This window comes from Xenorhabdus doucetiae (genome assembly GCF_000968195.1).
Taxonomy (GTDB): domain Bacteria; phylum Pseudomonadota; class Gammaproteobacteria; order Enterobacterales; family Enterobacteriaceae; genus Xenorhabdus; species Xenorhabdus doucetiae.
This window is the reverse complement of the sequence record NZ_FO704550.1, coordinates 739,612-763,786: the sequence shown is the minus strand read 5'-3', so window position 1 is coordinate 763,786 and position 24,175 is coordinate 739,612. Positions and strand designations below refer to the sequence as shown.

Genomic DNA, 24,175 nt, shown 5'->3' with positions numbered 1-24,175 from the left:
ACCGTGGCAAAAGCAGCAAAGCGGGCATTTGTCTGTAACGAGTGTGGCGCGGATTATCCCCGTTGGCAGGGGCAATGTACCGCGTGCCACGCATGGAATACGATTACAGAAGTACGTTTGGCCGCCGCTTCATCCTCCCGCAATGAGCGTTTCAGTGGTTATGCCGGCGATGCCGGGATCAGTAAAGTACAAAAACTATCTGATATCAGTCTGGAAGAGCTGCCCCGTTTTTCCACCGGGTTTAAGGAATTTGACCGCGTTCTCGGCGGTGGCGTGGTTCCCGGCAGTGCCATTTTGATTGGCGGTAATCCCGGCGCGGGGAAAAGTACCCTGCTTTTACAAACCATGTGCCAATTATCAACCCAGATGAAAACCCTGTATGTGACAGGGGAAGAGTCCTTGCAGCAAGTGGCGATGCGGGCACATCGGCTGGGTTTGCCGACCGATAAACTGAATATGCTGTCGGAAACCAGCATTGAACAGATCTGTCTGATTGCCGAGCAAGAACAGCCCAAACTTATGGTGATCGACTCCATTCAGGTCATGCACATGGCCGATATTCAATCGTCACCCGGCAGTGTTGCTCAGGTCAGGGAAACCGCAGCCTACCTGACACGGTTTGCCAAAACCCGTGGCGTTGCCATTATCATGGTTGGGCATGTGACAAAAGATGGGACGTTGGCCGGCCCCAAAGTGCTCGAACATTGCATAGACTGTTCGGTTATGTTGGATGGTGAAACCGATTCCCGTTTCCGTACTTTGCGCAGCCATAAAAACCGCTTCGGTGCCGTTAATGAGCTGGGCGTGTTTGCGATGACCGAACAGGGGCTGCGCGAGGTCAGTAATCCTTCCGCCATTTTCCTCAGCCGTGGTGATGAAATTACCTCAGGCAGTTCGGTTATGATTGTCTGGGAGGGCACTCGCCCGTTGCTGGTTGAAATTCAGGCATTGGTCGATCACTCCATGATGTCAAACCCACGCCGCGTAGCAGTAGGGCTTGAACAAAACAGGCTGGCGATCCTGCTGGCGGTCCTGCACCGACACGGCGGTTTGCAAATGGCTGACCAAGATGTTTTTGTCAACGTTGTTGGTGGGGTCAAAGTCACAGAAACCAGTGCTGATCTGGCGTTATTGCTCTCTTTGGTTTCCAGTTTCCGCGATCGGCCGCTGCCCCGTGATCTGGTGGTATTTGGTGAAGTGGGATTAGCCGGAGAAATTCGTCCCGTTCCCAGTGGACAAGAACGCATTGCAGAAGCCGCTAAACACGGTTTTAAACGGGCTATCGTTCCTCATGCTAACATGCCGAAAAAATCACTGCCCGAGATGAAAGTATTTGGTGTCAAAAAGCTGGCGGATGCGTTAGCGGTTCTGGATGATCTCGATTAAGAAATAATGCTTCATTCCTTTTAGATCTATATAGCCAATAGATTTCAAGTTACCGCTTGAAATCTATTAAGACACAATCTAAGTATTTTTCTTAGTTAGTGAGAATATTTTCTGCCGACCATCACATATCAAATTAAGGCACTGAAAATTTCATTTCCAAAAAAGAAATAAGAATTTTCCGAATTAAGGTAAAATTTGGGTGGAATATTTTTATTCATTTACCTTAAATAAAAAATCAATGCGCTAAGCATTATATTATTTTAATTTCTTCTATTTTTACCCCAAACTATTATTTATTGATCACAAAGAATTGGTCAAATTTAAACCACAAATGGTTATGTAAATATTTATACCGCAGATAAAATCAATCATTCTATTTAATAAAAATTCAACAAATACCATTGCCGTTTATTTTATTGTTTAACTGCCAATTTAGCATTTGGTTATTTTATTTCATCTATATCGCTGATTATGCGATTTTAACTGCTTGTAATAGTTAAAATAGCCATATTTGATCCCAAAGCATCAATAAACAATCAATTTTGCTTTTACCTTTCACAACAAGCATGCTATTTTGTTTAGTATACTAAACATAAAGGAGGTCTTATGGGGCAATTTGACTATTTAAAAGAGGCGATCAAACAGGCAGGTTACACGTTACAGCAAGTTGCTGATGCTAGCGGAATGACAAAAGGCTATCTAAGCCAACTGATTAACGACAAAATAAAAAGTCCCAGTGCACAGAAACTCGCTTCTCTTCATCAATATCTAGGATTGGCGTATCCCATGGAAAAGAAAACCGTCGGCGTGGTGTTTGGTAAATTTTACCCATTGCATACTGGACACATTTATTTGATTCAACGAGCATCCAGCCAAGTGGATGAGCTACACGTTGTTCTTTGTTATGACGAAGTGCGTGATCGTGACTTGTTCATCAACAGTTCGATGTCCCTGCAACCTACTGTCAGTGACCGTCTGAGATGGTTGTTGCAAACATTCAAGTATCAGAAAAATATTCATATTCATGCATTTAATGAGCAAGGACTGGAGCCCTACCCAAATGGTTGGGAAGTGTGGAGTAAGAGCGTTACGTCGTTTCTGACAGCAAAAAGCATCAATCCTAACTATATCTACTCCAGCGAAGTACAGGATGTTCCGCGTTATAAAGAGTATTTTGGCATCGAAACAGTGCTTATCGACCCACAACGCTCATTCATGAATATTAGCGGCAGCCAAATCCGTCAGGCTCCTTTCCGTTATTGGGAGTATATCCCTACCGAGGTCAAGCCATTTTTTGTACGTACAGTGGCCATTCTTGGCGGAGAATCCAGCGGAAAATCGACATTAGTCAATAAGCTGGCGAATACGTTTAATACCACCAGCGCATGGGAATATGGGCGCGAATACGTATTTTCCCATCTGGGAGGCGATGAAAGGGCTTTACAATACTCAGATTACGATAAAATTGCATTAGGTCATGCTCAATACATCGATTTTTCAGTTAAATATGCCAATAAAGTGGCGTTTATTGATACGGATTTTGTGACAACACAGGCATTCTGCAAACGCTACGAAGGTAAAGAGCACCCCTTTGTTCAAGCGATGATTGACGAGTATCGCTTTGATTTAGTAATTCTTTTAGAAAACAATACACCGTGGATTGCAGATGGTTTAAGAAGTTTAGGCAGTGATCGGGATCGCAAAGAATTTCAACATTTACTTGAAAGTTTGCTGAAGAAAAATAATATCGATTATGTCTGTGTCAATTCACCGGATTATGATCAACGTTTTCTGCGTTGCGTTGAACTGGTCCAACAAATGTTAATGGAGTGACTAACATTTATCTATAAAATAGATTACACTTATATTATTATCACAATTAATTGATAGTGATTTATTATTCAGTGTAATCTTTATCGTTTTGTATTTATCCTATTTAAACAGCAAGTTAAATGTTTACTTTGGTTATTTTTACAATAGTAATAAAATAAATTGTGATAATGATATTTTTTGATACTTTAATTTTACTGTTTTGACTTGAATTACAGGGAAATAAGTCATTTAATGAACAGACCTATTGATTTATAAATATAAAATTTATTAGTGACTAACAAATCCACAAATATTATAGGTGTTTTTATCAATAAAGGAGGTAATAAAAAGTAACATTAAAATATAAATGGCATTTTCCTTATTATAAAAATGGAATAAAAATAGAAGAATTTATGCTATTTTTATTTGGTTTAAGCGTTATTTTAAGCATAAATACTTAATATTCTTGATTTTTTATTCCAAGACTAAGAAACATCTCATTTATTAGATAGTCATTGTAAATAATAATTGACATAAGATGAGTATATCCTTGGTGAAGATGTTTCACATATAGACTATTTTTATTCGTACAATACCATAAGGATATCAGTGTTATTGCGAATAAATTCAGACAGCATATGTTAAGGGAAAGGCTTTAATCTTTTAACCTAATTGTGTTGAGAATATGAACTTGAATCAATTTAAATCGATTGAGGTTATCAATATTTCATATGGTTTAACTGGTGTTACAGTTAATCATGAAATGATTTCAGATATCACATTTTCTATTATACCAGGTGAAATTACTTTGATAACAGGGCCGAAAGCATCGACTAACCGTACAGTGTTGTCGATTGCATCGGGTATGTTACAACCAGATCAAGGAGATGTATTAATCAATAATAACAAGCTAAAACTAATGGATGATGTAGAATTAGGAAAGTTTCATCATGAAAATAGTGGGTTTATTTTCCAGGATTTCAACTTATTTAGTGAACTCACACTGTTAGATAACTTGTTATTATCAACGTCTTATGGGTTATCACTTTCTCGCGAGCAAGCAGAAAAAATCGCTCAGAAGTCATTGGATATTGTGAAATTAGGCGATAAAAGCCGTTATTATCCAGGCGAGCTGTCTGAAAACGAGAAACAACTGGCTGCAATGGCAAAAGCCATCGTCAGAAGACCTGAATATTTATTTGCTGATGACCCAACACGCAATTTAGATCATCAGGCATTTAAGACATTCATTAATATCTTTAAATTTATTGCCCATGAACAGAAAGGTACGGTTGTCATTGCCTCTCAAGACAGACGTTTGATACAACATGCAGATAGCGTTATCACTTTAGCAAGTGGGAAGGCAGTTAAGACTTATGAATCCATTCTAAATCAACGCGTTTTGGTGTCGTAATAGCATAGTAATGACAATGAGTGAGTGACTCGTAAAAAAACGGCCTGTTATCAGGCCGTTTTTTCTATCAATCTGATTTTCTATCAGACTTACTTGCTGATCTTTTTATATTTAATACGATGAGGCTCTAATGCTTCAGCCCCCATCGTCCGCTTCTTGTAATCTTCGTATTCGCTAAAGTTCCCTTCAAAGAAGGAGACTTTCCCTTCATCCTGATAATCAATGATGTGGGTCGCGATACGGTCAAGGAACCAACGGTCATGGGAAATAACCATTGCACAGCCAGGGAATTCCAGCAGGGCGTTTTCCAATGCGCGCAAAGTTTCGATATCCAAGTCGTTGGTGGGTTCATCAAGCAATAACATGTTGCCGCCAACTTGCAACAGTTTGGCTAAATGCAAGCGACCACGCTCACCCCCAGACAATTCACCAACACGCTTGCCTTGATCTACGCCTTTGAAGTTAAAGCGCCCAACATAGGCACGACTTGGAATTTCAAAGTTGCCGATACGCATGATGTCTTGACCGCCAGAGACTTCTTCCCAAACGGTTTTACTGTCATCCATGTTATCGCGGAACTGATCGACGGAAGCCAGTTTAACCGTCTCACCCAGTGTAATAGCGCCGGAATCGGGCTGTTCTTGACCGGACAACATACGGAACAACGTCGATTTACCCGCACCGTTCGGGCCGATGATCCCAACAATCGCACCTTTTGGCAGGGAGAAACTTAAGTTGTCGATCAGAACGCGATCACTGTATGACTTGGTTAGATTGGTCACTTCCAGCACTTTGTCACCCAAACGCGGGCCAGGTGGAATGAACAACTCGCTGGTTTCATTACGCTTCTGGTACTCGACGTTATTGAGTTCTTCAAAGCGAGCCAGACGTGCCTTACCTTTCGCCTGACGCCCTTTCGGATTTTGGCGAACCCACTCAAGCTCTTTCTCAATAGATTTACGGCGAGCCGCTTCTGACGCCGCTTCCTGTGCCAGACGCGCGTCTTTTTGTTCCAGCCATGAAGAGTAGTTGCCTTCCCACGGAATACCTTCACCACGGTCAAGCTCCAAGATCCAGCCTGCAACGTTATCAAGGAAGTAACGGTCGTGGGTAATCGCTACCACAGTCCCTTCGTAATCGTGCAGGAAGCGTTCCAGCCACGCGACAGACTCAGCATCAAGGTGGTTCGTGGGTTCGTCGAGTAGCAGCATGTCTGGTTTTTCCAGCAACAAGCGACAAATTGCCACACGGCGGCGTTCACCACCGGATAAGTGTTCAATCTTGGCATCCCATGCCGGCAGGCGCAGGGCATCAGCCGCTCGCTCAAGCTGATTTTCCAGATTGTGCCCGTCATGAGATTGGATAATCGCTTCCAGCTCACCCTGCTCTTTTGCCAGCTTATCGAAATCCGCATCCGGATCAGCATAAGCGGCATAGACTTCATCAAGGCGAGTCAGAGCATGTTTGACTTCGCTGACCGCTTCTTCCACGGCTTCGCGAACCGTATGTTCAGGATTGAGTTTAGGTTCCTGCGGCAAATAGCCGATTTTAATACCGGGTTGTGGGCGCGCTTCTCCCTCAATATCTTTATCAATACCCGCCATAATGCGTAGTAAAGTCGATTTACCGGCACCATTCAAACCGAGAACACCGATTTTTGCTCCAGGGAAAAAACTCAGAGAAATATTTTTCAGAATATGCCTTTTCGGAGGAACAATTTTTCCTACCCGATGCATACTATAAACATATTGAGCCAATGTCGTTTACCTTTTGATTAATCAGGAAATTTTGAAAATCGTTTGCATTTATAAAGCTTGGATGGTGTATTTTACCCTAAATTTTACCAACCGTGTTTTTATGTATCATGCTACCACCTAATTAGGGTTAAATTCAGTCATTCCGAGGCCACAAACGGTAAAGATCATCATTCACCTTCAAGAAAAAATCCAAAGTTCTGGCGTGATTATTGCCATGAATAAAATTCTGCTTGTGGTCACACCTTATGTGGCCTTTTTTCAACCCCTTCCTTTTAGCATTCACCCATTGTAATAACTCATATCAATAATATGATTATAATTACATGGCTTTTTATAATGCACTTGGGCACTGGGTCGTCTTCTGGAGGGGTATGTGGCAATGAGTAAGTGGCAGCATTTCGCAATGGCTGTAAGTATGGTTTCTGTTGTTGCCGGAGCAGCACATGCTGATTCTCTGGATGCCCAACGTCAGCGATATCAAGCCATCAAGCAGGCATGGGATGCCAAAAATAGAGCGGAAGTGGCACGCCTGATGCCAACGCTGAAAGATTACCCGCTGTATCCTTATCTCGAATATCGTCAATTATCTCAGGATCTGGCCGTTGCCACGCCCCAGCAAGTTCAGCATTTTATTAATACTCATCCTACCCTGCCGCCAGCGCGTTCGCTGACATCCCGATTTATCAATGCACTGGCAGATAAGGAGGACTGGCACGGTATCCTGACATTCAGCCCTAACCCGCCAAATACCGTGGCAGAACGTTGTGATTATTACTTTGCACAGTGGGCCACGGGGCACCAACAAGTCGCCTGGACAGGTGCCCAGGAAATTTGGCTCAACGGCAGCTCATTACCTGATCGTTGCGATAAACTCTTCAGCGTCTGGGAGCAGGCGGGACACCTCGCTGCAAATTTAATTTTGCAGCGTATCGAATTAGCAATGAAGGCCGGTGACACCACACTTGTTAGCTATCTGACCAAACGCTTGCCATTACGTTATCAGGGCTTGAGTGCAAGTTTGCTGAAACTACAGCATGATCCTACATTTATTGCACAATTTGCTACAACCACCACGCCAACCGACTTTACCCGCTCAGTGATCATAACGACCTTTTCCCGCTTTGCCCGTACAAAGGCCGAACTCGCCAGAGTCAGCATTCCCACACTTGTTCGCTCACAAAAGATGAATGACACTGAGCGCCAGCAATTAAAAGATATCGTCGCATGGCAATTGATGGGAGACATCACGCCGGAGCAGGCAAAATGGCGGGATGATACTATTCGCCATTCACATGCTATCAAATTGATTGAAAGACGCGCTCGCCTGGCATTGCGGGATGGCGATCATGCCGGGCTTGAAGCATGGATTTCGTTACTGCCCCAAAAAACTTTGCAACAAGATGAATGGCAATATTGGCGTGCCATGATCCTGCTCAAGCACGGAAACACCGCACAAGGTAATGTCATATTACGTAATCTGGCCAAGCATCGTGGTTTTTATCCTATGGTGGCCGCCCAAAAATTACAGATCCCCTACCCCCTGACCATCCACAAAGCAGAGAAACCTGATAGCGCCATTACCAATATGTCAGCCATTAAGCGTATCCGAGAGTTACTGTATTGGCATATGGATGATTTAGCACGCTCCGAATGGGGTCTCCTGGTTTCTTCGCAAGATCGCGTGAAACAAGAACAGTTAGCCCGTTATGCGTTTGAGCAACACTGGCCCGCTTTCAGTGTGCAAGCGACCATTGCAGGAAAGATGTGGGATCATCTTGAAGAACGTTTCCCGATGGCGTGGCGAAATGAGTTTGCCAACTTTACGTCAGATAAAAATATTTCACAAAGTTATGCCATGGCCATTGCCCGTCAGGAAAGCGCCTGGGATCCGCAGGCGCGTTCTGCCAAGGGCGCCAGCGGATTAATGCAGATCATGCCTAAAACCGCCGAACATACCGTGAAGAGCCAGAAAATTCAGGGTTATATCGGCAGCGGTCAATTAATGAACCCGATGACGAATATAAAAATTGGCACGGCTTATCTGGATTCAGTCTACCAGCGTTTTGACCATAACCGCATTCTTGCCAGTGCCGCTTATAATGCCGGCCCTGCCAATGTTGAGCGCTGGTTGGCTAACACTTCTGGGAGTATCGATCCCATCGCCTTTATTGAGAGCATTCCTTTTGCTGAAACACGCTCTTATGTCAAAAATGTCCTTGCCTATGACATGTTCTACCATCATTTTATGGGAAAAATGCCGAACGTGCTGACTAATGCCGAATGGCAAAGACGTTATTAATTTAAGAGGAATACTATGATATGCTGCCGTACTAGTTAAATAGTATGGCAGTTAATTATGGCACAAAATCATTTGATTGATCCGGCGCTCTCCCCAGAAGAGGGTGATGACTGGCTCGCTTTTGTCGAGCTATTACAGATAGCATTTGAACAAAATTTGCAACATTCTATTTTGCAGCTATTATTGACTCCCGATGAACGTACCGCTTTATCAACTCGGGTTCGGATTATTCAGGAGTTGATGCGTGGGCAGATGAGCCAGCGCGAGCTGAAAAATGAATTAGGCGTTGGTATTGCGACGATTACACGCGGTTCCAACAGCTTAAAGAACGCCCCGGCTCATGTTAAGAGATGGCTGGAGACTCAGTTATTAACTGATTGAAAATAGCCACTATAAAATAACGGTTTAAATAATTTCGTGGGGGCCATTCAATGTGCCCCCAACAACTTGCGTATTACTTATTACGGTTAGCGTTTTTAGCGTTAACTATGTCGTACCGTTAAGATTGATTATTCAACTCGTTGTAAATTTCATGATGGATAGGTACAAGAGCCAATATCAGCGCTTGATGATAAACGCTGGTACGTGTCAGAATACCGTTGGTAAAAAAGCCGATTGCACCACCTTTCTGCTTGATATTATCGACGCCAGCGACATCCGCCATTTCATGGCCAAGCTCGCGTCCCTGACGAATACCTTCCAGTACTTTTTCAGGCAGCATCAGGCTGGCAGAGCGCGATTCTCCCCGAATTTGTTTATGTTCAACAACCATCCAGGCAAACGTCATGTCATCTTCAATTCCTGCCTCAACCCCAACCCAAAAATCAGCTTCTGGCCGGACTTGGCGAGCAGCCATAACGCGATGACGAGCCCCTGTGCGGGTTTCAATATTCCCAATCGGTTGTTGAGGTACACTGCTATCTACATTGACATCTTCTATGTGGTAGGTGCCTGGGCCAAAAACATCATCGAATGCAAGGCTAATCGCTTTTATCTTCGCAGGGTTAGTTGTTGCTGCAATAACGTGGTACATATAAATAAATTATCCTTTGAATTATTTCATGATGCAGTATAACGGAAAATAACTATGTTACAGGTCTATCTTGTTCGTCATGGCGAAACCGAATGGAACGTGGCTCATCGTATTCAGGGGCAGTCTGACAGCCCCCTGACGGAAACTGGCCGACACCAAGCTCACTTAGTCGCGCAAAGAGTCAAAGCAGAAAACATTACCCATGTTATCACCAGTGATCTTGGTCGGACACGCCAAACAGCAGAGATCATCGCTAAAGCCTGTGGTTGCGACGTCATACTGGAACCTCGACTGCGAGAGTTACATATGGGCGTACTGGAAAATCGCGAACTCAACTCCCTCACACCAGAAGAAGAATCTTGGCGTAAAAGCCTTGTCGATGGTACACCAAATGGACATATCCCAGAAGGTGAATCGATGCATGAAGTATCTACCCGTATGCGTGCCGCACTGGACAATTGCCTCAATCTGCCGGCGGGCAGCCGTCCACTGTTGGTCAGTCATGGAATAGCACTCGTCAGTTTGATCGGCTCTATTCTGGGTCTTCCCGCTAACTCAGAACGCCGTTTACGGTTGAGAAACTGTTCTATCTCACGGGTGGATTATCAGGATAGCCCGTGGCTGGCTTCAGGTTGGATAGTTGAAACAACGGGCGATATCACTCATCTGGATATGCCCGCTTTGGATGAATTACCCGGTTAACGTTCAATTGGGATGAGATACTCAAATTCCACAACATGGTTTTGGGACTCATCCCCAAGATTTCTCCATTCGAGGTTAGTGAGATAATATCGCTCAACATCGTATCCCTTTCTGCGAGTGATGTTTAATGTAGGCAGGCAGACACCATAAACGGTAAAGAGAAACTCTTGTAACTGTTCTTTATCACCAAAATAACTGAATGAAATATAATCCCCACCGGGCAAAACGACTGGATGGTTATCTTGGGTATCAAAAGTGGCATATTCTGGTTCGATAGCTGTGGTATAGAACACCGTCTGTTCATCTTCGTTTTCCACACTAAGGGTCGTATGGTGTAATCCATACAGTCTCGGCGGTAATATCTCAGCATCCTGTAGATAGTTAATCCAAAAATCATGACGCATATTCTTGCAAGCCTCTGACCACTGTTCGAGGACATAACTGCAAGTGTGCTCTGTGCCGATAAGCGACTTCTCTTCCAATGTGACATATTTGTACTCTGGCAGCGGCTTATTATCCAGCAGGATAGGAGGGCATATCCCCTTGGCGCACCACTCTTCACTTCGACGATAAGCGGCCGGCGTCCGGTCAAATTGTTTCTTGAAAGCTCTCGTGAAAGTTTGCTGAGAATCAAAGCGATATTGTAAAGCAATGTCCAAAATAGGACGGCTGGTCAAACGTAATGCAACGGCGGCTCGGGATAATCTTCTCGCACGGATATAAGAGCCTATTGCCTGACCTGTTACCTCCTTGAACATGCGCTGCAAGTGCCATTTGGAGTAACCTGCTTTGGCTGCAACGTTATCAAGAGACAATGGACGATCCAGATTATTATCCACCCAATGCAGCAAGTCTCGAATGATGTTGGTTTGATCCATACATCTCCCTAAGTCATTAAGACAAAAAGAAAATCATATAAATATATAACAATTTATTAGCTTGAAAACAAAGACTATTTAAAAAGATATTATGTAATTTGCTTGACAATCAACACGATACTTTTTCCTAAAACCTTTCCCAAAAATTTTCCCAAAACAAACCTCAAGTTCAATTTCCCTGAGTGTTATGGCAGCATATTTATCTCGGCAATTGATTACCGATACTTACTATAACTGGTGGGTATTTATTCTATAAGTACAATAACGTCAAAATTATTTGGCATATTGATTGTTACATTCATGTTATCAACAAACCATCAACCAAATTAAACAAGATTTGGCTTGGAATAAATTATTGGTAGATTTAGTAATATGTCAAGCATTGTCTTGGTAAATAATCCAAGAACGTGAATTCAGCGACTCATCTTGGCTGCCTATTCAGCTATAATGCTATGATTTCCCATCACAGACACATTCACAGTGAAAATGATTTGATTAAATTCATTGAGTTACATTATATGTGAATGATAGATATTTTCACTGTATTTATTTAATTCAAATGGACTAAATATGGTAACAATGAAGAAAGTAGTGATAGCGGCTGCCTTACTCTTTTCTCCCGTAGTTCTGCACGCTGAAGAGATCGGTTCTGTCGATACGGTGTTCAAACTTTTTGGCCCTGATAACAAGATAGTGATCGAAGCCTTTGATGATCCTGATGTGAAAAATGTCACCTGTTATTTGAGCAGGGCCAAGACCGGAGGAATTAAGGGCGGATTAGGATTAGCAGAAGATACCTCGGATGCCGCCATATCTTGCCAGCAAGTTGGTTCGATTGAATTATCAGATAAGATAAAGAAATCCGCCAAGAAAGGACAAGTTGTCTTCCAGAAACGGACATCTTTGGTGTTTAAAAAATTACAGGTGGTACGTTTCTATGACCCAAATCGTAATACACTGATTTATCTAACCTATTCTGATAAGATGATCGATGGTTCCCCTAAAAATGCGATCAGTGCCGTACCGATTATGCCGTGGAAAGCGTGAATAGCTCACTAAAGTAAGCACTCGCTCAAAAGAAAAGCCCCGATGCCATTAGGACATACGGGGCTTTACTGGATAGAAATAGACTAATGAAAAAGGTTCACTTAATCTTCTAAATCACCACAGAAACGGTAACCTTCACCGTGGATGGTTGCAATGATTTCTGGCGTATCGGGTGTTGATTCGAAATGCTTACGAATACGGCGAATAGTCACATCAACAGTACGATCGTGGGGTTTCAGTTCGCGACCCGTCATTTTTTTCAGCAATTCTGCACGGGTCTGGATTTTTCCTGGATTTTCACAGAAATGAAGCATCGCACGGAATTCACTACGCGGCAGTTTGTACTGATCTCCCATCGGACTCACCAAAGAGCGGCTATTGATATCCAGCTCCCATCCATTGAATTTATAACTTTCAACCTGACGGCGCTCTTCACCTGAATGACTCAGGTTCATTGTCCGCGAAAGTAAATTACGCGCACGAATGGTTAATTCACGTGGGTTAAATGGCTTAGTTATATAATCATCAGCACCAATTTCGAGACCAAGGATTTTATCCACTTCATTGTCACGGCCGGTTAAGAACATCAACGCGACATTTGCCTGCTCACGTAATTCACGGGCAAGCAATAACCCATTTTTACCTGGCAGATTGATATCCATAATGACTAAATTGATATCGTTATCTGACAGAATGTTGTGCATTTCTGAACCATCAGTGGCTTCGTAAACAATATACCCTTCAGCTTCAAAAATACTTTTAAGGGTATTGCGTGTGACAATTTCGTCTTCAACAATCAAAATGTGCGGGGTTTGCATGGCTGCTACCTAAAATCGCTAAAAAAACAGAATCTGTATGACATAAGCCGTTATTATTAAAAGAAAATAGGCTGATCTTGTTCTGAGTTACAGAAAACCAGCTTATGTCCAAAATAAACGTTTGATATGTTTTACGCTAAAAGCCAGCGTCGCTTTCCTAGAGGGTACATACCCGAAAAAACCCGATCTAAACAAGGCTTCTATATTAGTCTATTAACAGCAATATAACAGCTAGTAATGTATTCGCCTGCTAAAAAAACTAACTTTTGTTGATACATATCAAAATCAATTGTAGCACGTTCACATTAATTGTAATTGTTAATTTTAATTTAGACCATTTGTTATTAATTTGAATAAATTATGTTAATGGGTATCAGAATGTCGCGAAGACTTGAAGAAATTGGTTCGACACAAAAATATCCAGACAACATGTTTTTATCATAAAGACAAAATAATTACAAAATATGTTTTTTGTAAAATTAAATGCTAATAAATAACCTGACTAGCCAGATAATAATTTGTCCATTTGGTTATATTTTGAATAATTCCGATACGGAAAATGCCGTTTTTTTCTTCTTTTGACCTAAAAAATATTTGACATTGACCACAATTTAATTTAACCAATAGAGGGTCGAACAAATCAAATAGACAGACAGGAAACTATGCACCACATCAGCCCGAAAAAATGGGTTCTTACAAATACCATGACAACCACCACTACGATTACCACCGGAACCTTGGGTTACGGTGCGGGCTGACGCATATATATAACAACCACAAGCCCGTATCCCACAAGATACGGGCTTTTTTTTGGACAGAAATCAGGAGAAAAGTTAATGCGAGTATTGAAATTTGGAGGAACCTCAGTGGCGAATCACCAGCGCGTACTGAGCGTCGCAGATATCGCCGAGCACGAGTTATCCCTTGGGCAAGTGGCCCTGGTCCTCTCGGCTCCCGCGAAGATCACCAACCATCTGGTGGCGATGATTGAAAAAACGGTTGCCGGGCAAGAGATTGTTTCCAATATGAGCGATGCCAGCCAAATCTTTGCTGATTTACTGTCAGGATTGAAAGAGCAACAAACCGGGTTTGATTATAAGCGCCTGAAAGGAATGGTTGAGCGTGAACTCGCCAGCCTGAAACAGACGCTGCACGGCATTTCCCTGTTGAAACAATGTCCAGACAGCATTAACGCCTCCTTGATCTGTCGTGGTGAAAAGCTATCGATTGCCATCATGGAAGCGGTGCTACAGGCACGGGGTCATCAAGTCACGGTCATTGATCCGGTCAAAAACCTGTGTGCACATGGGCATTATCTCGAATCTACCGTCGATATCCATGAATCGTCCAAACGCATTGCCGAACTTAACATCCCGGCTGACCACATCATCCTGATGGCCGGCTTCACGGCGGGTAATGAAAGTGGCGAACTGGTCGTATTGGGGCGCAACGGCTCTGACTATTCAGCCGCAGTACTGGCAGCCTGCCTGCGAGCCGACTGCTGTGAAATCTGGACGGATGTCGATGGTGTTTATACTTGTGATCCCAGGGCGGTTAAAGATGCACGCCTGCTAAAAAGCTTGTCATATCAAGAAGCGATGGAGTTGTCTTATTTCGGCGCGAAAGTGCTTCATCCCCGGACTATCGCCCCTATCGCCCAATTTCAAATTCCTTGCCTGATAAAAAACACCGCCAACCCCGATGCGCCGGGGACGTTTATTGGTGATACGCTGATTGATAATGCTCTTATTGATCATGAACAAAAAGATCAGAATATGCCGATTAAGGGCATTACCAATCTGAACCATATGGCGATGATCAACGTGTCCGGCCCCGGCATGAAAGGGATGGTCGGGATGGCGGCACGGATCTTTTCCGTCATGTCGCGCAAAGGGATTTCCGTCGTGTTAATCACCCAGTCCTCGTCAGAATACAGCATCAGTTTCTGTGTCCCGCAAAAAGAGCTGGTCAACGCGCAGAAAGCACTGACCGAAGAATTTTATCTGGAGCTGAAAGATGGTGTGCTTGATCCCATTGACGTGATCGACAACCTGGCCATTATTTCTGTCGTCGGGGATGGGATGCGTACCCAGAAAGGCACTTCCGCCCGCTTTTTCTCCGCATTGACTCGTGCCAATATCAACATCATTGCCATTGCGCAAGGCTCTTCTGAACGCTCCATTTCTGCCGTCATTGACAATGATGCCGCGACGACGGCTGTTCGTCTCTGCCACCAAATGCTGTTTAACACCGCCCAAGTGGTTGAAGTGTTCGTTGTCGGTGTGGGCGGCGTAGGCAGTGCGTTAATCGAGCAAATTCGCCGTCAGCAAACTTGGCTCAAACAGAAACACATCGATCTGCGCGTCTGTGGTATTGCCAATTCCCGTGCTTTGTTGACGGATATGCAGGGCATCAGTCTGGATAACTGGCAACAAGCACTTTCAGAAGCCACTGAGCCTTTCAGCCTGAGTCGCCTGATCCGCCTTGAAAAAGAGTATCACCTCCTGAATCCGGTGATTGTGGACTGTACGTCTAATCAGTCGATTGCGGAGCAATATGCCAGCTTCCTCGGCGACGGTTTTAACGTTGTCACCCCCAATAAAAAAGCCAATACTTTGTCGATGGCTTATTACCGCCAAATCCGTCAGGCGGCAGAAAAATCGAAACGCAAATTCCTGTACGACACCAATGTCGGGGCGGGCTTGCCGGTTATCGAAAACTTACAAAACCTGCTGCATGCCGGTGATGAATTAGTCCAGTTCAGCGGTATCTTGTCGGGTTCCCTATCCTACATTTTCGGCATGCTGGATGAAGGCATGACGCTCTCACAAGCGACCCTGCTGGCAAAAGAGAAAGGCTTTACCGAACCCGATCCACGGGATGATCTCTCTGGCATGGACGTTGCCCGAAAACTGTTGATCCTGGCGCGCGAGGCGGGCCATGAGCTCGAGCTGGAAGATATCCATGTAGAGCCTGTTTTACCCCTCTCGTTCGACGCCAGTGGTGATATTGACAGCTTTCTGCAACGTTTACCGCAACTGGATCAGGCATTTAGCCAGCGTGTAAAAGAGGCCGCAGAACAAGAAAAAGTGTTACGTTATGTTGGCTTGATTGAGCAAGGCCGTTGTACAGTGAAAATGGTCGCTGTTGACGGCAATGATCCACTGTATAAAGTTAAGAACGGCGAAAACGCGCTGGCTTTCTATACCCGTTATTATCAACCCATTCCGCTAGTATTGCGTGGTTATGGCGCAGGGAATGATGTCACGGCTGCCGGCGTTTTTGCTGATATATTACGCACTCTATCATGGAAATTGGGGGTTTAATGGTTGTCAGGGTTTATGCGCCTGCCTCTATCGGGAACGTTGGCGTCGGATTTGATGTGCTTGGCGCAGCGGTTTCTCCCGTTGATGGCTCGTTGCTTGGAGATTGTGTCTCCGTCAGTGAAGCTGAAAGTTTCAGCCTGAATAATAAAGGGCGATTTGTCGGCAAATTACCGGCCGATCCCAAACAAAATATTGTCTACCAAGGCTGGCAGCTTTTTTGTCAACGGTTAGGGAAAGCGCTGCCCGTTAGCATGACATTAGAGAAAAACATGCCGATTGGTTCCGGGTTAGGTTCCAGTGCCTGCTCTGTGGTGGCGGCTCTGGTGGCGTTGAATGACTATGCCGGCCGGCCGTTTAACCCACACCAATTGCTGGACATGATGGGGGAATTAGAAGGGCGCATTTCCGGTGGTGTTCATTATGATAATGTCGCCCCCTGCTATCTGGGTGGATTGCAGTTGATCTTATCTCAGGAAGAGACCACTTGCCTGCCAGTCCCCACATTTGATGATTGGCTCTGGGTCATGGCGTATCCCGGCATTAAAGTCTCGACATCAGAAGCCCGTGCGATCCTGCCAACCCACTACACCCGTCAGGATATCATTGAGCATGGACGTCACTTTGCCGGCTTTATTCACGCCTGCCATACCCGGCAACCGGAACTGGCAGCCAAATTAATGAAAGATGTGGTGGCAGAACCTTACCGCACACAACTGTTACCCGGATTTGCCGACGCCCGTGATGCGGTTAAGCAATTAGGGGCACTGACATGCGGCATTTCCGGCTCCGGCCCAACACTTTTCGCCATTTGTCATCAAATGGCGGTAGCCGAAGAGGTTGCACACTGGCTGCAACAACATTACGTACAGAATGATGAAGGTTTTGTACACATTTGCCGTCTGGATCTCGCAGGCGCACGACAGGTAAAGTAACCATGAAATTATATAACTTAAAAGACAGCAGCGAGCAGGTCAGCTTTTCACAGGCGGTAAAACAGGGATTGGGCAAACAACAGGGGCTATTTTTTCCACAGGATTTGCCGGCATTCAACCGTGATGAAATTGATGACTTATTGAAATTGGATTTTATCAGCCGCAGCCAACGCATTCTCTCCGCCTTTATTGGCGATGAAATTCCCGCAGAGCAATTAGCCACCCGCGTAAAAAAGGCGTTTGCCTTCCCTGCCCCCGTCGCCACTGTCGAAGATGACATCGCTTCACTGGAACTTTACCACGGCCCGACACTGGCCTTTAAAGACTTCGGCGGCCGCTTTATGGCGCAAATTCTGGCGCAGATCGCCGGAGAACAGCCCGTCACGATTTTGACTGCGACCTCCGGTGATACCGGTGCCGCCGTTGCCCATGCCTTCTATGGCTTGCATAACGTACAGGTTGTGATCCTTTATCCCGAAGGCAAGATCAGCCCATTGCAGGAAAAACTCTTTTGCACGCTGGGCGGAAACATCCATACCGTCGCAATCAAGGGGGATTTCGATGCGTGTCAGGCCTTGGTCAAACAGGCTTTTGATGACGAAGCGTTGAAGCAAGCTTTGCATCTCAACTCCGCCAACTCGATTAATATCAGCCGCCTGCTGGCACAAATCTGTTATTACTTTGAAGCGGTTGCGCAGATCCCGGCTGAAAAACGTGAACAGTTGGTGATTTCCGTCCCAAGTGGCAATTTCGGCAATTTAACCGCGGGGCTACTGGCAAAATCACTGGGGCTGCCGGTAAAACGTTTTATCGCAGCCACCAATGTTAATGACACCGTTCCGCGCTATTTAGCGGAAGGCCAATGGCTGCCACAGCAAACCATTGCAACCCTGTCCAATGCCATGGATGTCAGCCAGCCCAATAACTGGCCGCGCATCGAAGAACTGTTCAAACGCAAAGGCTGGGCGCTGAGTGAACTGGCAAATGGTGTGGTGGATGACGCAACCACGCAAGACACCCTGCGTGAACTGGCGGCAAAAGGCTATATTTCCGAACCCCATGCGGCCGTTGCTTATCGCGTCTTGCGTGATCAATTACAAGCAGGGGAATATGGCTTATTCCTGGGAACGGCGCACCCCGCCAAATTCAAGGAAAGTGTCGAAGCCACCCTCGGCCAGCCATTACCTTTGCCAAAAGCCTTAGCTGAACGCGCGGATCTGGATTTGTTATCCCACTTTATGCCTTCTGATTTCGCCACCTTGCGTGAATTTTTGCTGGAAAGAGCGCCAAAATAAAATAACCTGACATTGATCACTCCACTGATTAAGGTGGAGTGATCCCATGCTGGATGCGATTGATATTAAAAATAAAAATTAATGCTGTTCGGGACGCTTAAACACCCACTCATCCCCTTTGGAGAGGGATTCATCAAACGCATACCCTTCCAGATTGAACTCCACCAGCCGGGCGGGATCGGTCAGTTGATGCTGGATGATAAAACGGCTCATCAACCCACGCGCTTTTTTAGCGTAGAAACTAATGACTTTGTATTTGCCATTTTTTTCATCCAGAAAAACCGGCTTGATTATCTTGGCTGCCAGCTTTTTGCGATTGACCGCTTTGAAATACTCATCGGAGGCCAGATTGACCAGAATATCATCACCCTGTTGTTCCAGTGCGGTATTTAAGTTTTCCGTAATGCGATCACCCCAGAACTGATACAGGTCTTTACCGCGCGGATTTTCCAATTTAATCCCCATTTCCAGACGATAAGGCTGCATCAAGTCGAGAGGACGCAATACCCCATACAGGCCGGACAAAATTCTCAAATGCGTTTGGGCAAAATCAAAATCGCCGGCAGAGAAAGTTTCGGCCTGCATTCCGGTGTAAACATCGCCTTTAAAGGCCAAAATCGCCTGACGGGCATTTTCTGGCGTGAAATCAGGCTGCCATTCACCAAAACGGGCGGCATTCAATCCCGCCAACTTATCACTAATCCCCATCAAGCTACTGATTTGCGCCGGTGTCAGCGCCCGGCAAATCGCGATCAGTTGTTGGGATTCTGCCAATAACTGCGGTTGGCTGAACTTTTCGGTTGCGAGTGGACTGTCATAATCGAGTGTTTTTGCAGGAGAAAGGGTAATAAGCATGATTTTTTTCCTCATAATCCAGACGTTCCCCACTTTAACAAAAAAGCACACCAAGGGGAGAATCTCAGCGATACGATTTTCTTACCTTACAGCCGCGCTTGGCCATGTTATTATCACCGGATGGTGAGGCAACGTTGCCAACGATTTTACGTATAACGATGAGATATTAAACATGACCGATAAACTGACTTCCCTGCGTAAACTGACAACAGTCGTAGCAGATACCGGGGATATCGCGGCAATGAAACTGTATCAGCCGCAAGATGCGACCACCAACCCTTCCCTGATTTTGAACGCTGCGCAAATTCCAGAATATCGCCAACTGATTGATGAAGCCGTTGCATGGGCGCGTAGTCAAAGCGACTCCCGTGAACAACAAATTATTGATGCCGGCGATAAATTGGCGGTCAACATTGGTCTGGAAATTCTGAAACTGATCCCCGGCCGTATTTCTACAGAAGTCGATGCGCGTCTGTCTTATGACACCGAAGCCAGCGTCGCGAAAGCAAAACGTCTGATCAAACTGTACAACGACGCGGGCATCAGCAACGATCGCATTCTGATCAAACTGGCTTCCACCTGGCAAGGCATCCGTGCAGCGGAACAACTGGAGAAAGAAGGCATCAACTGTAACCTGACGCTGCTGTTCTCCTTCGCTCAGGCACGTGCTTGTGCAGAAGCGGGTGTCTACCTGATTTCGCCATTTGTCGGCCGTATCCTTGACTGGTACAAAACAAACAGTGACAAGAAAGAGTTTGCACCACATGAAGATCCGGGTGTGGTTTCTGTTTCTGAGATTTATCAGTACTACAAAGAACACGGCTACAGCACGGTAGTGATGGGTGCAAGTTTCCGTAACGCCGGCGAAATTCTGGAACTGGCAGGCTGTGACCGCCTGACAATCTCTCCGGCACTGCTGAAAGAACTGTCTGAAGCAGAAGGTGAAGTCGAGTGCAAATTGGGTTATGAAGGCGAAATCAAAGCACGTCCAGCGCCAATGACTGAAGCTGAGTTCTACTGGAACCACCACCAAGATGCCATGGCAACGGAAAAACTGGCGGAAGGTATCCGTAAGTTTGCAGTAGACCAAGGCAAACTTGAGAGCATGATCGCTGATCTGCTGTAATTCCCGGCGATAGGCTATTTTTTGACAGCCTATTTTTTACACAAGTGTCTTACTCAAAGGCGACTAATGAGGTCGCCTTTACTCAATAAATTTCAAGTTTCAGCCACACATTTTATTATTTTTTCTCATTTTTATAGCGAATTGAGGTTTGTATGAATGTATTGCGCATTGGCCTCGTATCTGTTTCTGATCGCGCTTCACAGGGGGTTTATCAGGATAAGGGGCTGCCTGCACTGGAAGCATGGCTGAAAAAAACCATTATCACACCTTTTAGTGTAGAAACCCGCCTGATCCCTGATGAACAAATCCTGATTGAACAGACATTATGTGAACTGGTCGATGAACTGGGATGCCATCTGGTGCTGACCACCGGGGGAACCGGCCCGGCACGTCGTGATGTCACGCCGGATGCCACGCTGGCGGTTGCTGATCGTGAAATGCCCGGATTTGGCGAACAGATGCGTCAGATCAGCCTGCAATTTGTGCCAACCGCAATCCTGTCCCGACAAGTCGGCGTGATCCGCAATCAAGCACTGATCCTCAATCTTCCCGGCCAACCGAAAGCCATCGCAGAGACGCTGGAAGGGTTGAAAGACGAAAACGGCAAGGTGTTAGTCGCAGGAATTTTTGCCAGTGTTCCCTACTGTATCCAACTGCTCGACGGCCCGTATGTGGAAACGAATGAAACCGTTGTCGCTGCGTTCCGGCCGAAAAGCGCACGGCGCTTATAATCATCGAGTGAAAAGGTTCTGAGCGCATTCAGAACCTTTCAGGGAAAATAAACCCATTCTAAGATTTCGTCTCAATGCGCATTCCGGCCTCTTTCCAGCCCGAAAAGCCTTTTTTAAACCGGCGGGCGTGAATTCCCTTAGCACGCAGCAATGCGAGGGCATTGGCAGAAAGCACGCAATAAGGGCCACGGCAATAGGCGATCAATTCTTGATTGGAGGCCAATTCGTCCAGCCGGTTTTCCAGTTCATCAACCGGAATATTCATGGCATTGGGTAAATGACCCTGTTCAAACTCCTCTTTTGGCCTGACATCAAGTAACGTCATACTCTTTGCTTTAATCCTCTCCAGCAGCTCTTCCCATGAAATGGCTTCCTGATTGCTCGAATCATCGATCAATCTGCGCATCTCTTTGCGGTTAAATTCGGCATATTGTTGCAGTGCAGCGATAATTGCCATAATAGGCCCTTCACTCCGACGGTAAAGCACATGCTTGCCGGATTTGCGGGACTGGAGCAGTCCGGCGCGTTTGAGGTGTTGGAGATGTTGGGAAGTATTGGCAATCGACAGGCCGGAAAGCGCCGACAAATTTTCCACGGATTGTTCAGTATCGATCAGACACTCAAGCAACACCAATCGATGGGAATTTCCCAACACCTTCGCGATTTCCGCGATCTCAACCAGAATTTCTTTATCAAACATTGACTTTATACTTCCCGAATTATTATATTCAATGAACTAATTGATTATGATGGTATCAAAGTTTTTTCGCTATTTCGAGTATCCATTGCTTGACCATATAGATTGATTGACCCTACAGATAGCCACAATTCGGAGGATCGCAACAGATGAATGAAGGATTGGAGTTTATTATTTATTCTATATTGATTGGTGCCGGCGCAACAATTGTTATGGATCTTTGGGCGGTTTTCATCAAACGGTGTTTCGGCATCCCCTCATTAAACTACAGCATGGTAGGCCGCTGGATTGGGCATATTCCCAAAGGCAAATTTATCCATACCAGCATCCTGCAAGCTGAACCCGTGAAAGGTGAAACCGCAATGGGTTGGTTGGCCCACTATCTGATTGGGATCATTTTTGCCGGTTTCTTATTGCTCGTTTATGGATTAGAGTGGGCGCAACACCCCACTTTTCTGCCCGCGTTAATAACCGGTATCGTGACTTTAGTTGCCCCTTTCTTCATTATGCAGCCGGGCATGGGCATGGGGATTGCAGCCTCTAAAACACCCGCCCCCAATACCGCCAGATTAAGAAGCCTGATGGCACATACTTCTTATGGCGTTGGTCTGTATTTAGCGGCGTTATTATTCACATTATTTTCTTAATTTTATTTCTCAATAACCGTCGATAAATTTGGATTATTTATCGACGGAGGTGTGTTGAATTTTCGTGCATTCTTTCTTATTAATATCTAATTTGGAATATTTCCCAATGAATTAATCTGCTTAACCAGAATGATGAGCCAAATTTAACTCTGGAGTTCACAATGTCTCTTTCAAATGTCACTCAATCCAGCATCCCTATCGCCGTTTACCTCCTGGGCCTAAGCTTGTTTGCAATGGGCAGCTCTGAATTTTTAATCTCAGGTGTATTGCCAAAAATTGCTGAGGATTTGCAAGTTTCTTTACCATCCGCAGGAATGTTAATTTCAGCGTTTGCTGTAGGTGTTTTACTCGGTGCGCCACCTCTGGCAGTCGCAACACTACGCTGGCCCAGACGTGCAACTTTACTCGCAAGCCAAGCGTTATTTGTCGCAGCAACGACTATTGGGATGTTTTCACAGGACTACTGGCCATTACTCATCTCTCGTATTGTGAGTGGCGTGGCTTATGCTGGATTTTGGGCGGTTGCTGCAACAACAGCGGTCAACCTGGTGACTCAGGATCGTACTGCAAAAGCACTGTCTATTGTGGTGAGTGGATTGAGTTTGGCAATGGTAGTTGGCGGGCCGCTTGGAACCATGATCAGTGATATTGCTGGGTGGCGTGCAGGGTTCTGGGCCATTGCAGCAGCGACATCCGTTACAGCCATTGCGTTGTGGTTTATGTTGCCTGAAATACAGCAGGAACAGATACCTGCATTACATACTGAATTAAAAGTGATGGCTCAACCCAAACTATGGGTTGCTTATTGTACGACCGTATTCACAACGGCAGCCTATATGGCAACCTTCAGTTACTTAGGTGCGCTACTTATCGATGCAAGTAAGTTAGCCGTTACTTGGCTTCCGGCAGTCCTCTCCCTTTTTGGTATTGGGGCTTTTATCGGATTAACGATAGGGGGTCGTACAGCCGATAAGTCCCCTTTCAGTACACTCGGTATTGGAACAATTGGCGTTATTGTTATCTCTGTTGCATTAGGTTTTTTAGCCGAAAATCTCATAATGACAATTGGTCTGGTATTTCTGCTCGGTATATTTGGCTTCGTTGTTAACCCTGCGGTAATGAATAGAGTTTATACGATCGCAGCGGGTGCTCCAACATTGGCCGGAGCAACCAATGTGTCAGCTTTCCAGCTTGGGATTACTTTAGCGCCCTTATTGGGTGGATTAGCCATAAAAGCAGGTTATGGGTTACCTTCAATTGGTTGGGTCAGTGCGCTATTAGCGATGGTAGCTCTGATTCCAATCCTGCTTGATGCCCATTTACACAAGAAAAAATATTAAGTGTAATTAACTTATATCTGGATTATCACTCTTGCGGAATAAAATCCTTTAATTGCTTATCATTAAGTATGCTGTTGTGA

At 45.1% G+C, this 24,175-nt stretch carries 20 protein-coding genes and 1 other annotated feature; of the genes, 14 read left to right on the top strand and 6 right to left on the bottom strand.

The features are described 5' to 3' along the window. The first annotated feature begins 3 nt into the window (after window positions 1-3). The 3 genes from radA (at window position 4) to XDD1_RS03675 (ending at window position 4,612) form a co-directional block, all read left to right on the top strand. A complete protein-coding gene (radA, locus tag XDD1_RS03685) occupies window positions 4-1,386 on the top strand; it encodes a DNA repair protein RadA (RefSeq protein ID WP_045968791.1) in 1,383 nt (460 codons plus the stop codon). Window positions 1,387-1,992: 606 nt separating this feature from the next. Beyond that, window positions 1,993-3,219 carry a multifunctional transcriptional regulator/nicotinamide-nucleotide adenylyltransferase/ribosylnicotinamide kinase NadR gene (gene nadR / locus XDD1_RS03680; protein WP_045968789.1) on the top strand — a complete coding sequence of 409 codons (1,227 nt, stop codon included), beginning with the start codon at window positions 1,993-1,995 and terminating at the stop codon, window positions 3,217-3,219. Between the two features lie 664 nt (window positions 3,220-3,883). Next, complete coding sequence (locus XDD1_RS03675) at window positions 3,884-4,612, top strand: ATP-binding cassette domain-containing protein (protein ID WP_045968787.1); 729 nt, start codon at window positions 3,884-3,886, stop codon at window positions 4,610-4,612. Between the two features lie 89 nt (window positions 4,613-4,701). Here the strand turns inward: XDD1_RS03675 and ettA are convergent, their stop codons facing one another. Then, on the bottom strand, window positions 4,702-6,369 hold the full coding sequence (gene ettA / locus XDD1_RS03670; RefSeq protein WP_045968785.1) for an energy-dependent translational throttle protein EttA: 1,668 nt from the start codon (window positions 6,367-6,369) through the stop codon (window positions 4,702-4,704). Between the two features lie 379 nt (window positions 6,370-6,748). Between ettA and sltY the strand changes: the two genes are divergently transcribed. Both sltY and trpR read left to right on the top strand, forming a co-directional pair. After that, entirely contained in the window at window positions 6,749-8,668 is a 1,920-nt protein-coding gene (sltY, locus tag XDD1_RS03665; RefSeq protein WP_045968783.1) for a murein transglycosylase, read from the top strand. 57 nt (window positions 8,669-8,725) lie between these two features. Beyond that, window positions 8,726-9,049 (top strand): trp operon repressor, encoded by a 324-nt coding sequence (trpR, locus tag XDD1_RS03660; protein WP_045968782.1) that lies wholly within the window; start codon window positions 8,726-8,728, stop codon window positions 9,047-9,049. Window positions 9,050-9,167: 118 nt separating this feature from the next. On the opposite strand, the gene yjjX is transcribed toward trpR, so the two are convergent. Further along, complete coding sequence (yjjX, locus tag XDD1_RS03655; protein WP_045968780.1) at window positions 9,168-9,701, bottom strand: inosine/xanthosine triphosphatase; 534 nt, start codon at window positions 9,699-9,701, stop codon at window positions 9,168-9,170. 54 nt (window positions 9,702-9,755) lie between these two features. Here yjjX and gpmB point away from each other — a divergent pair, with 54 nt between their 5' ends. Then, a complete protein-coding gene (gene gpmB, locus XDD1_RS03650) occupies window positions 9,756-10,403 on the top strand; it encodes a 2,3-diphosphoglycerate-dependent phosphoglycerate mutase GpmB (protein WP_045968778.1) in 648 nt (215 codons plus the stop codon). Here the strand turns inward: gpmB and robA are convergent. Then, the gene (gene robA, locus XDD1_RS03645) at window positions 10,400-11,281 is read right to left on the bottom strand and encodes an MDR efflux pump AcrAB transcriptional activator RobA (protein WP_045968776.1); all 882 of its coding nucleotides are present in this window, start codon (window positions 11,279-11,281) and stop codon (window positions 10,400-10,402) included. The two genes, gpmB and robA, sit on opposite strands and share 4 nt — an antisense overlap. Window positions 11,282-11,851: 570 nt before the next feature. Between robA and creA the strand changes: the two genes are divergently transcribed. Continuing rightward, window positions 11,852-12,328: a protein CreA gene (creA, locus tag XDD1_RS03640; protein ID WP_084720926.1), complete on the top strand. Its 477-nt coding sequence runs from the start codon at window positions 11,852-11,854 to the stop codon at window positions 12,326-12,328. A gap of 101 nt (window positions 12,329-12,429) precedes the next feature. Here the strand turns inward: creA and arcA are convergent, their stop codons facing one another. After that, complete coding sequence (gene arcA, locus XDD1_RS03635) at window positions 12,430-13,146, bottom strand: two-component system response regulator ArcA (RefSeq protein WP_045968774.1); 717 nt, start codon at window positions 13,144-13,146, stop codon at window positions 12,430-12,432. 696 nt (window positions 13,147-13,842) lie between these two features. Further along, window positions 13,843-13,959: a sequence feature (Thr leader region), on the top strand. A gap of 23 nt (window positions 13,960-13,982) precedes the next feature. Between arcA and thrA the strand changes: the two genes are divergently transcribed. The 3 genes from thrA to thrC are packed head-to-tail and all read left to right on the top strand — an operon-like array spanning window position 13,983 to window position 18,699. Next, the gene (gene thrA, locus XDD1_RS03630; protein ID WP_045968772.1) at window positions 13,983-16,472 is read left to right on the top strand and encodes a bifunctional aspartate kinase/homoserine dehydrogenase I; all 2,490 of its coding nucleotides are present in this window, start codon (window positions 13,983-13,985) and stop codon (window positions 16,470-16,472) included. Continuing rightward, window positions 16,454-17,404, top strand: a complete 951-nt coding sequence (gene thrB, locus XDD1_RS03625) for a homoserine kinase (RefSeq protein WP_045968770.1) — start codon at window positions 16,454-16,456, stop codon at window positions 17,402-17,404. Before thrA ends, thrB begins: the two co-directional genes overlap by 19 nt. A gap of 2 nt (window positions 17,405-17,406) precedes the next feature. After that, window positions 17,407-18,699, top strand: a complete 1,293-nt coding sequence (thrC, locus tag XDD1_RS03620; RefSeq protein WP_045968768.1) for a threonine synthase — start codon at window positions 17,407-17,409, stop codon at window positions 18,697-18,699. Between the two features lie 78 nt (window positions 18,700-18,777). Here the strand turns inward: thrC and yaaA are convergent, their stop codons facing one another. Next, window positions 18,778-19,554: a peroxide stress protein YaaA gene (gene yaaA / locus XDD1_RS03615; RefSeq protein ID WP_045968766.1), complete on the bottom strand. Its 777-nt coding sequence runs from the start codon at window positions 19,552-19,554 to the stop codon at window positions 18,778-18,780. A 172-nt stretch (window positions 19,555-19,726) separates the two neighbouring features. On the opposite strand from yaaA, the gene tal reads away from it, so the two are divergent. Together tal and mog are read left to right on the top strand one after the other, a co-directional pair. Then, on the top strand, window positions 19,727-20,680 hold the full coding sequence (gene tal, locus XDD1_RS03610) for a transaldolase (protein ID WP_045968764.1): 954 nt from the start codon (window positions 19,727-19,729) through the stop codon (window positions 20,678-20,680). A gap of 152 nt (window positions 20,681-20,832) precedes the next feature. Further along, a complete protein-coding gene (gene mog / locus XDD1_RS03605) occupies window positions 20,833-21,411 on the top strand; it encodes a molybdopterin adenylyltransferase (RefSeq protein ID WP_045968762.1) in 579 nt (192 codons plus the stop codon). A gap of 58 nt (window positions 21,412-21,469) precedes the next feature. Here mog and XDD1_RS03600 read toward each other — a convergent pair whose 3' ends face one another. Next, entirely contained in the window at window positions 21,470-22,111 is a 642-nt protein-coding gene (locus XDD1_RS03600) for an ArsR/SmtB family transcription factor (RefSeq protein ID WP_045968759.1), read from the bottom strand. Between the two features lie 146 nt (window positions 22,112-22,257). On the opposite strand from XDD1_RS03600, the gene XDD1_RS03595 reads away from it, so the two are divergent. Together XDD1_RS03595 and XDD1_RS03590 are read left to right on the top strand one after the other, a co-directional pair. Continuing rightward, window positions 22,258-22,755, top strand: coding sequence for a DUF2938 domain-containing protein (locus XDD1_RS03595; protein WP_045968757.1), 498 nt, complete (start codon window positions 22,258-22,260; stop codon window positions 22,753-22,755). A 161-nt stretch (window positions 22,756-22,916) separates the two neighbouring features. Next, window positions 22,917-24,095: a Cmx/CmrA family chloramphenicol efflux MFS transporter gene (locus XDD1_RS03590; RefSeq protein ID WP_045968755.1), complete on the top strand. Its 1,179-nt coding sequence runs from the start codon at window positions 22,917-22,919 to the stop codon at window positions 24,093-24,095. Window positions 24,096-24,175: the final 80 nt, after the last annotated feature.

Coding starts and splice junctions, on each gene's coding strand:
- XDD1_RS03595 (WP_045968757.1), top strand. CDS start 22,258: ATGAATGAAGGATTGGAGTTTATTATTTATTCTATATTGATTGGTGCC.
- thrC (WP_045968768.1), top strand. CDS start 17,407: ATGAAATTATATAACTTAAAAGACAGCAGCGAGCAGGTCAGCTTTTCA.
- XDD1_RS03675 (WP_045968787.1), top strand. CDS start 3,884: ATGAACTTGAATCAATTTAAATCGATTGAGGTTATCAATATTTCATAT.
- gpmB (WP_045968778.1), top strand. CDS start 9,756: ATGTTACAGGTCTATCTTGTTCGTCATGGCGAAACCGAATGGAACGTG.
- arcA (WP_045968774.1), bottom strand. CDS start 13,146: ATGCAAACCCCGCACATTTTGATTGTTGAAGACGAAATTGTCACACGC.
- mog (WP_045968762.1), top strand. CDS start 20,833: ATGAATGTATTGCGCATTGGCCTCGTATCTGTTTCTGATCGCGCTTCA.
- trpR (WP_045968782.1), top strand. CDS start 8,726: ATGGCACAAAATCATTTGATTGATCCGGCGCTCTCCCCAGAAGAGGGT.
- nadR (WP_045968789.1), top strand. CDS start 1,993: ATGGGGCAATTTGACTATTTAAAAGAGGCGATCAAACAGGCAGGTTAC.
- yaaA (WP_045968766.1), bottom strand. CDS start 19,554: ATGCTTATTACCCTTTCTCCTGCAAAAACACTCGATTATGACAGTCCA.
- thrB (WP_045968770.1), top strand. CDS start 16,454: ATGGAAATTGGGGGTTTAATGGTTGTCAGGGTTTATGCGCCTGCCTCT.
- tal (WP_045968764.1), top strand. CDS start 19,727: ATGACCGATAAACTGACTTCCCTGCGTAAACTGACAACAGTCGTAGCA.
- XDD1_RS03600 (WP_045968759.1), bottom strand. CDS start 22,111: ATGTTTGATAAAGAAATTCTGGTTGAGATCGCGGAAATCGCGAAGGTG.
- thrA (WP_045968772.1), top strand. CDS start 13,983: ATGCGAGTATTGAAATTTGGAGGAACCTCAGTGGCGAATCACCAGCGC.
- XDD1_RS03590 (WP_045968755.1), top strand. CDS start 22,917: ATGTCTCTTTCAAATGTCACTCAATCCAGCATCCCTATCGCCGTTTAC.
- yjjX (WP_045968780.1), bottom strand. CDS start 9,701: ATGTACCACGTTATTGCAGCAACAACTAACCCTGCGAAGATAAAAGCG.
- sltY (WP_045968783.1), top strand. CDS start 6,749: ATGAGTAAGTGGCAGCATTTCGCAATGGCTGTAAGTATGGTTTCTGTT.
- robA (WP_045968776.1), bottom strand. CDS start 11,281: ATGGATCAAACCAACATCATTCGAGACTTGCTGCATTGGGTGGATAAT.
- creA (WP_084720926.1), top strand. CDS start 11,852: ATGGTAACAATGAAGAAAGTAGTGATAGCGGCTGCCTTACTCTTTTCT.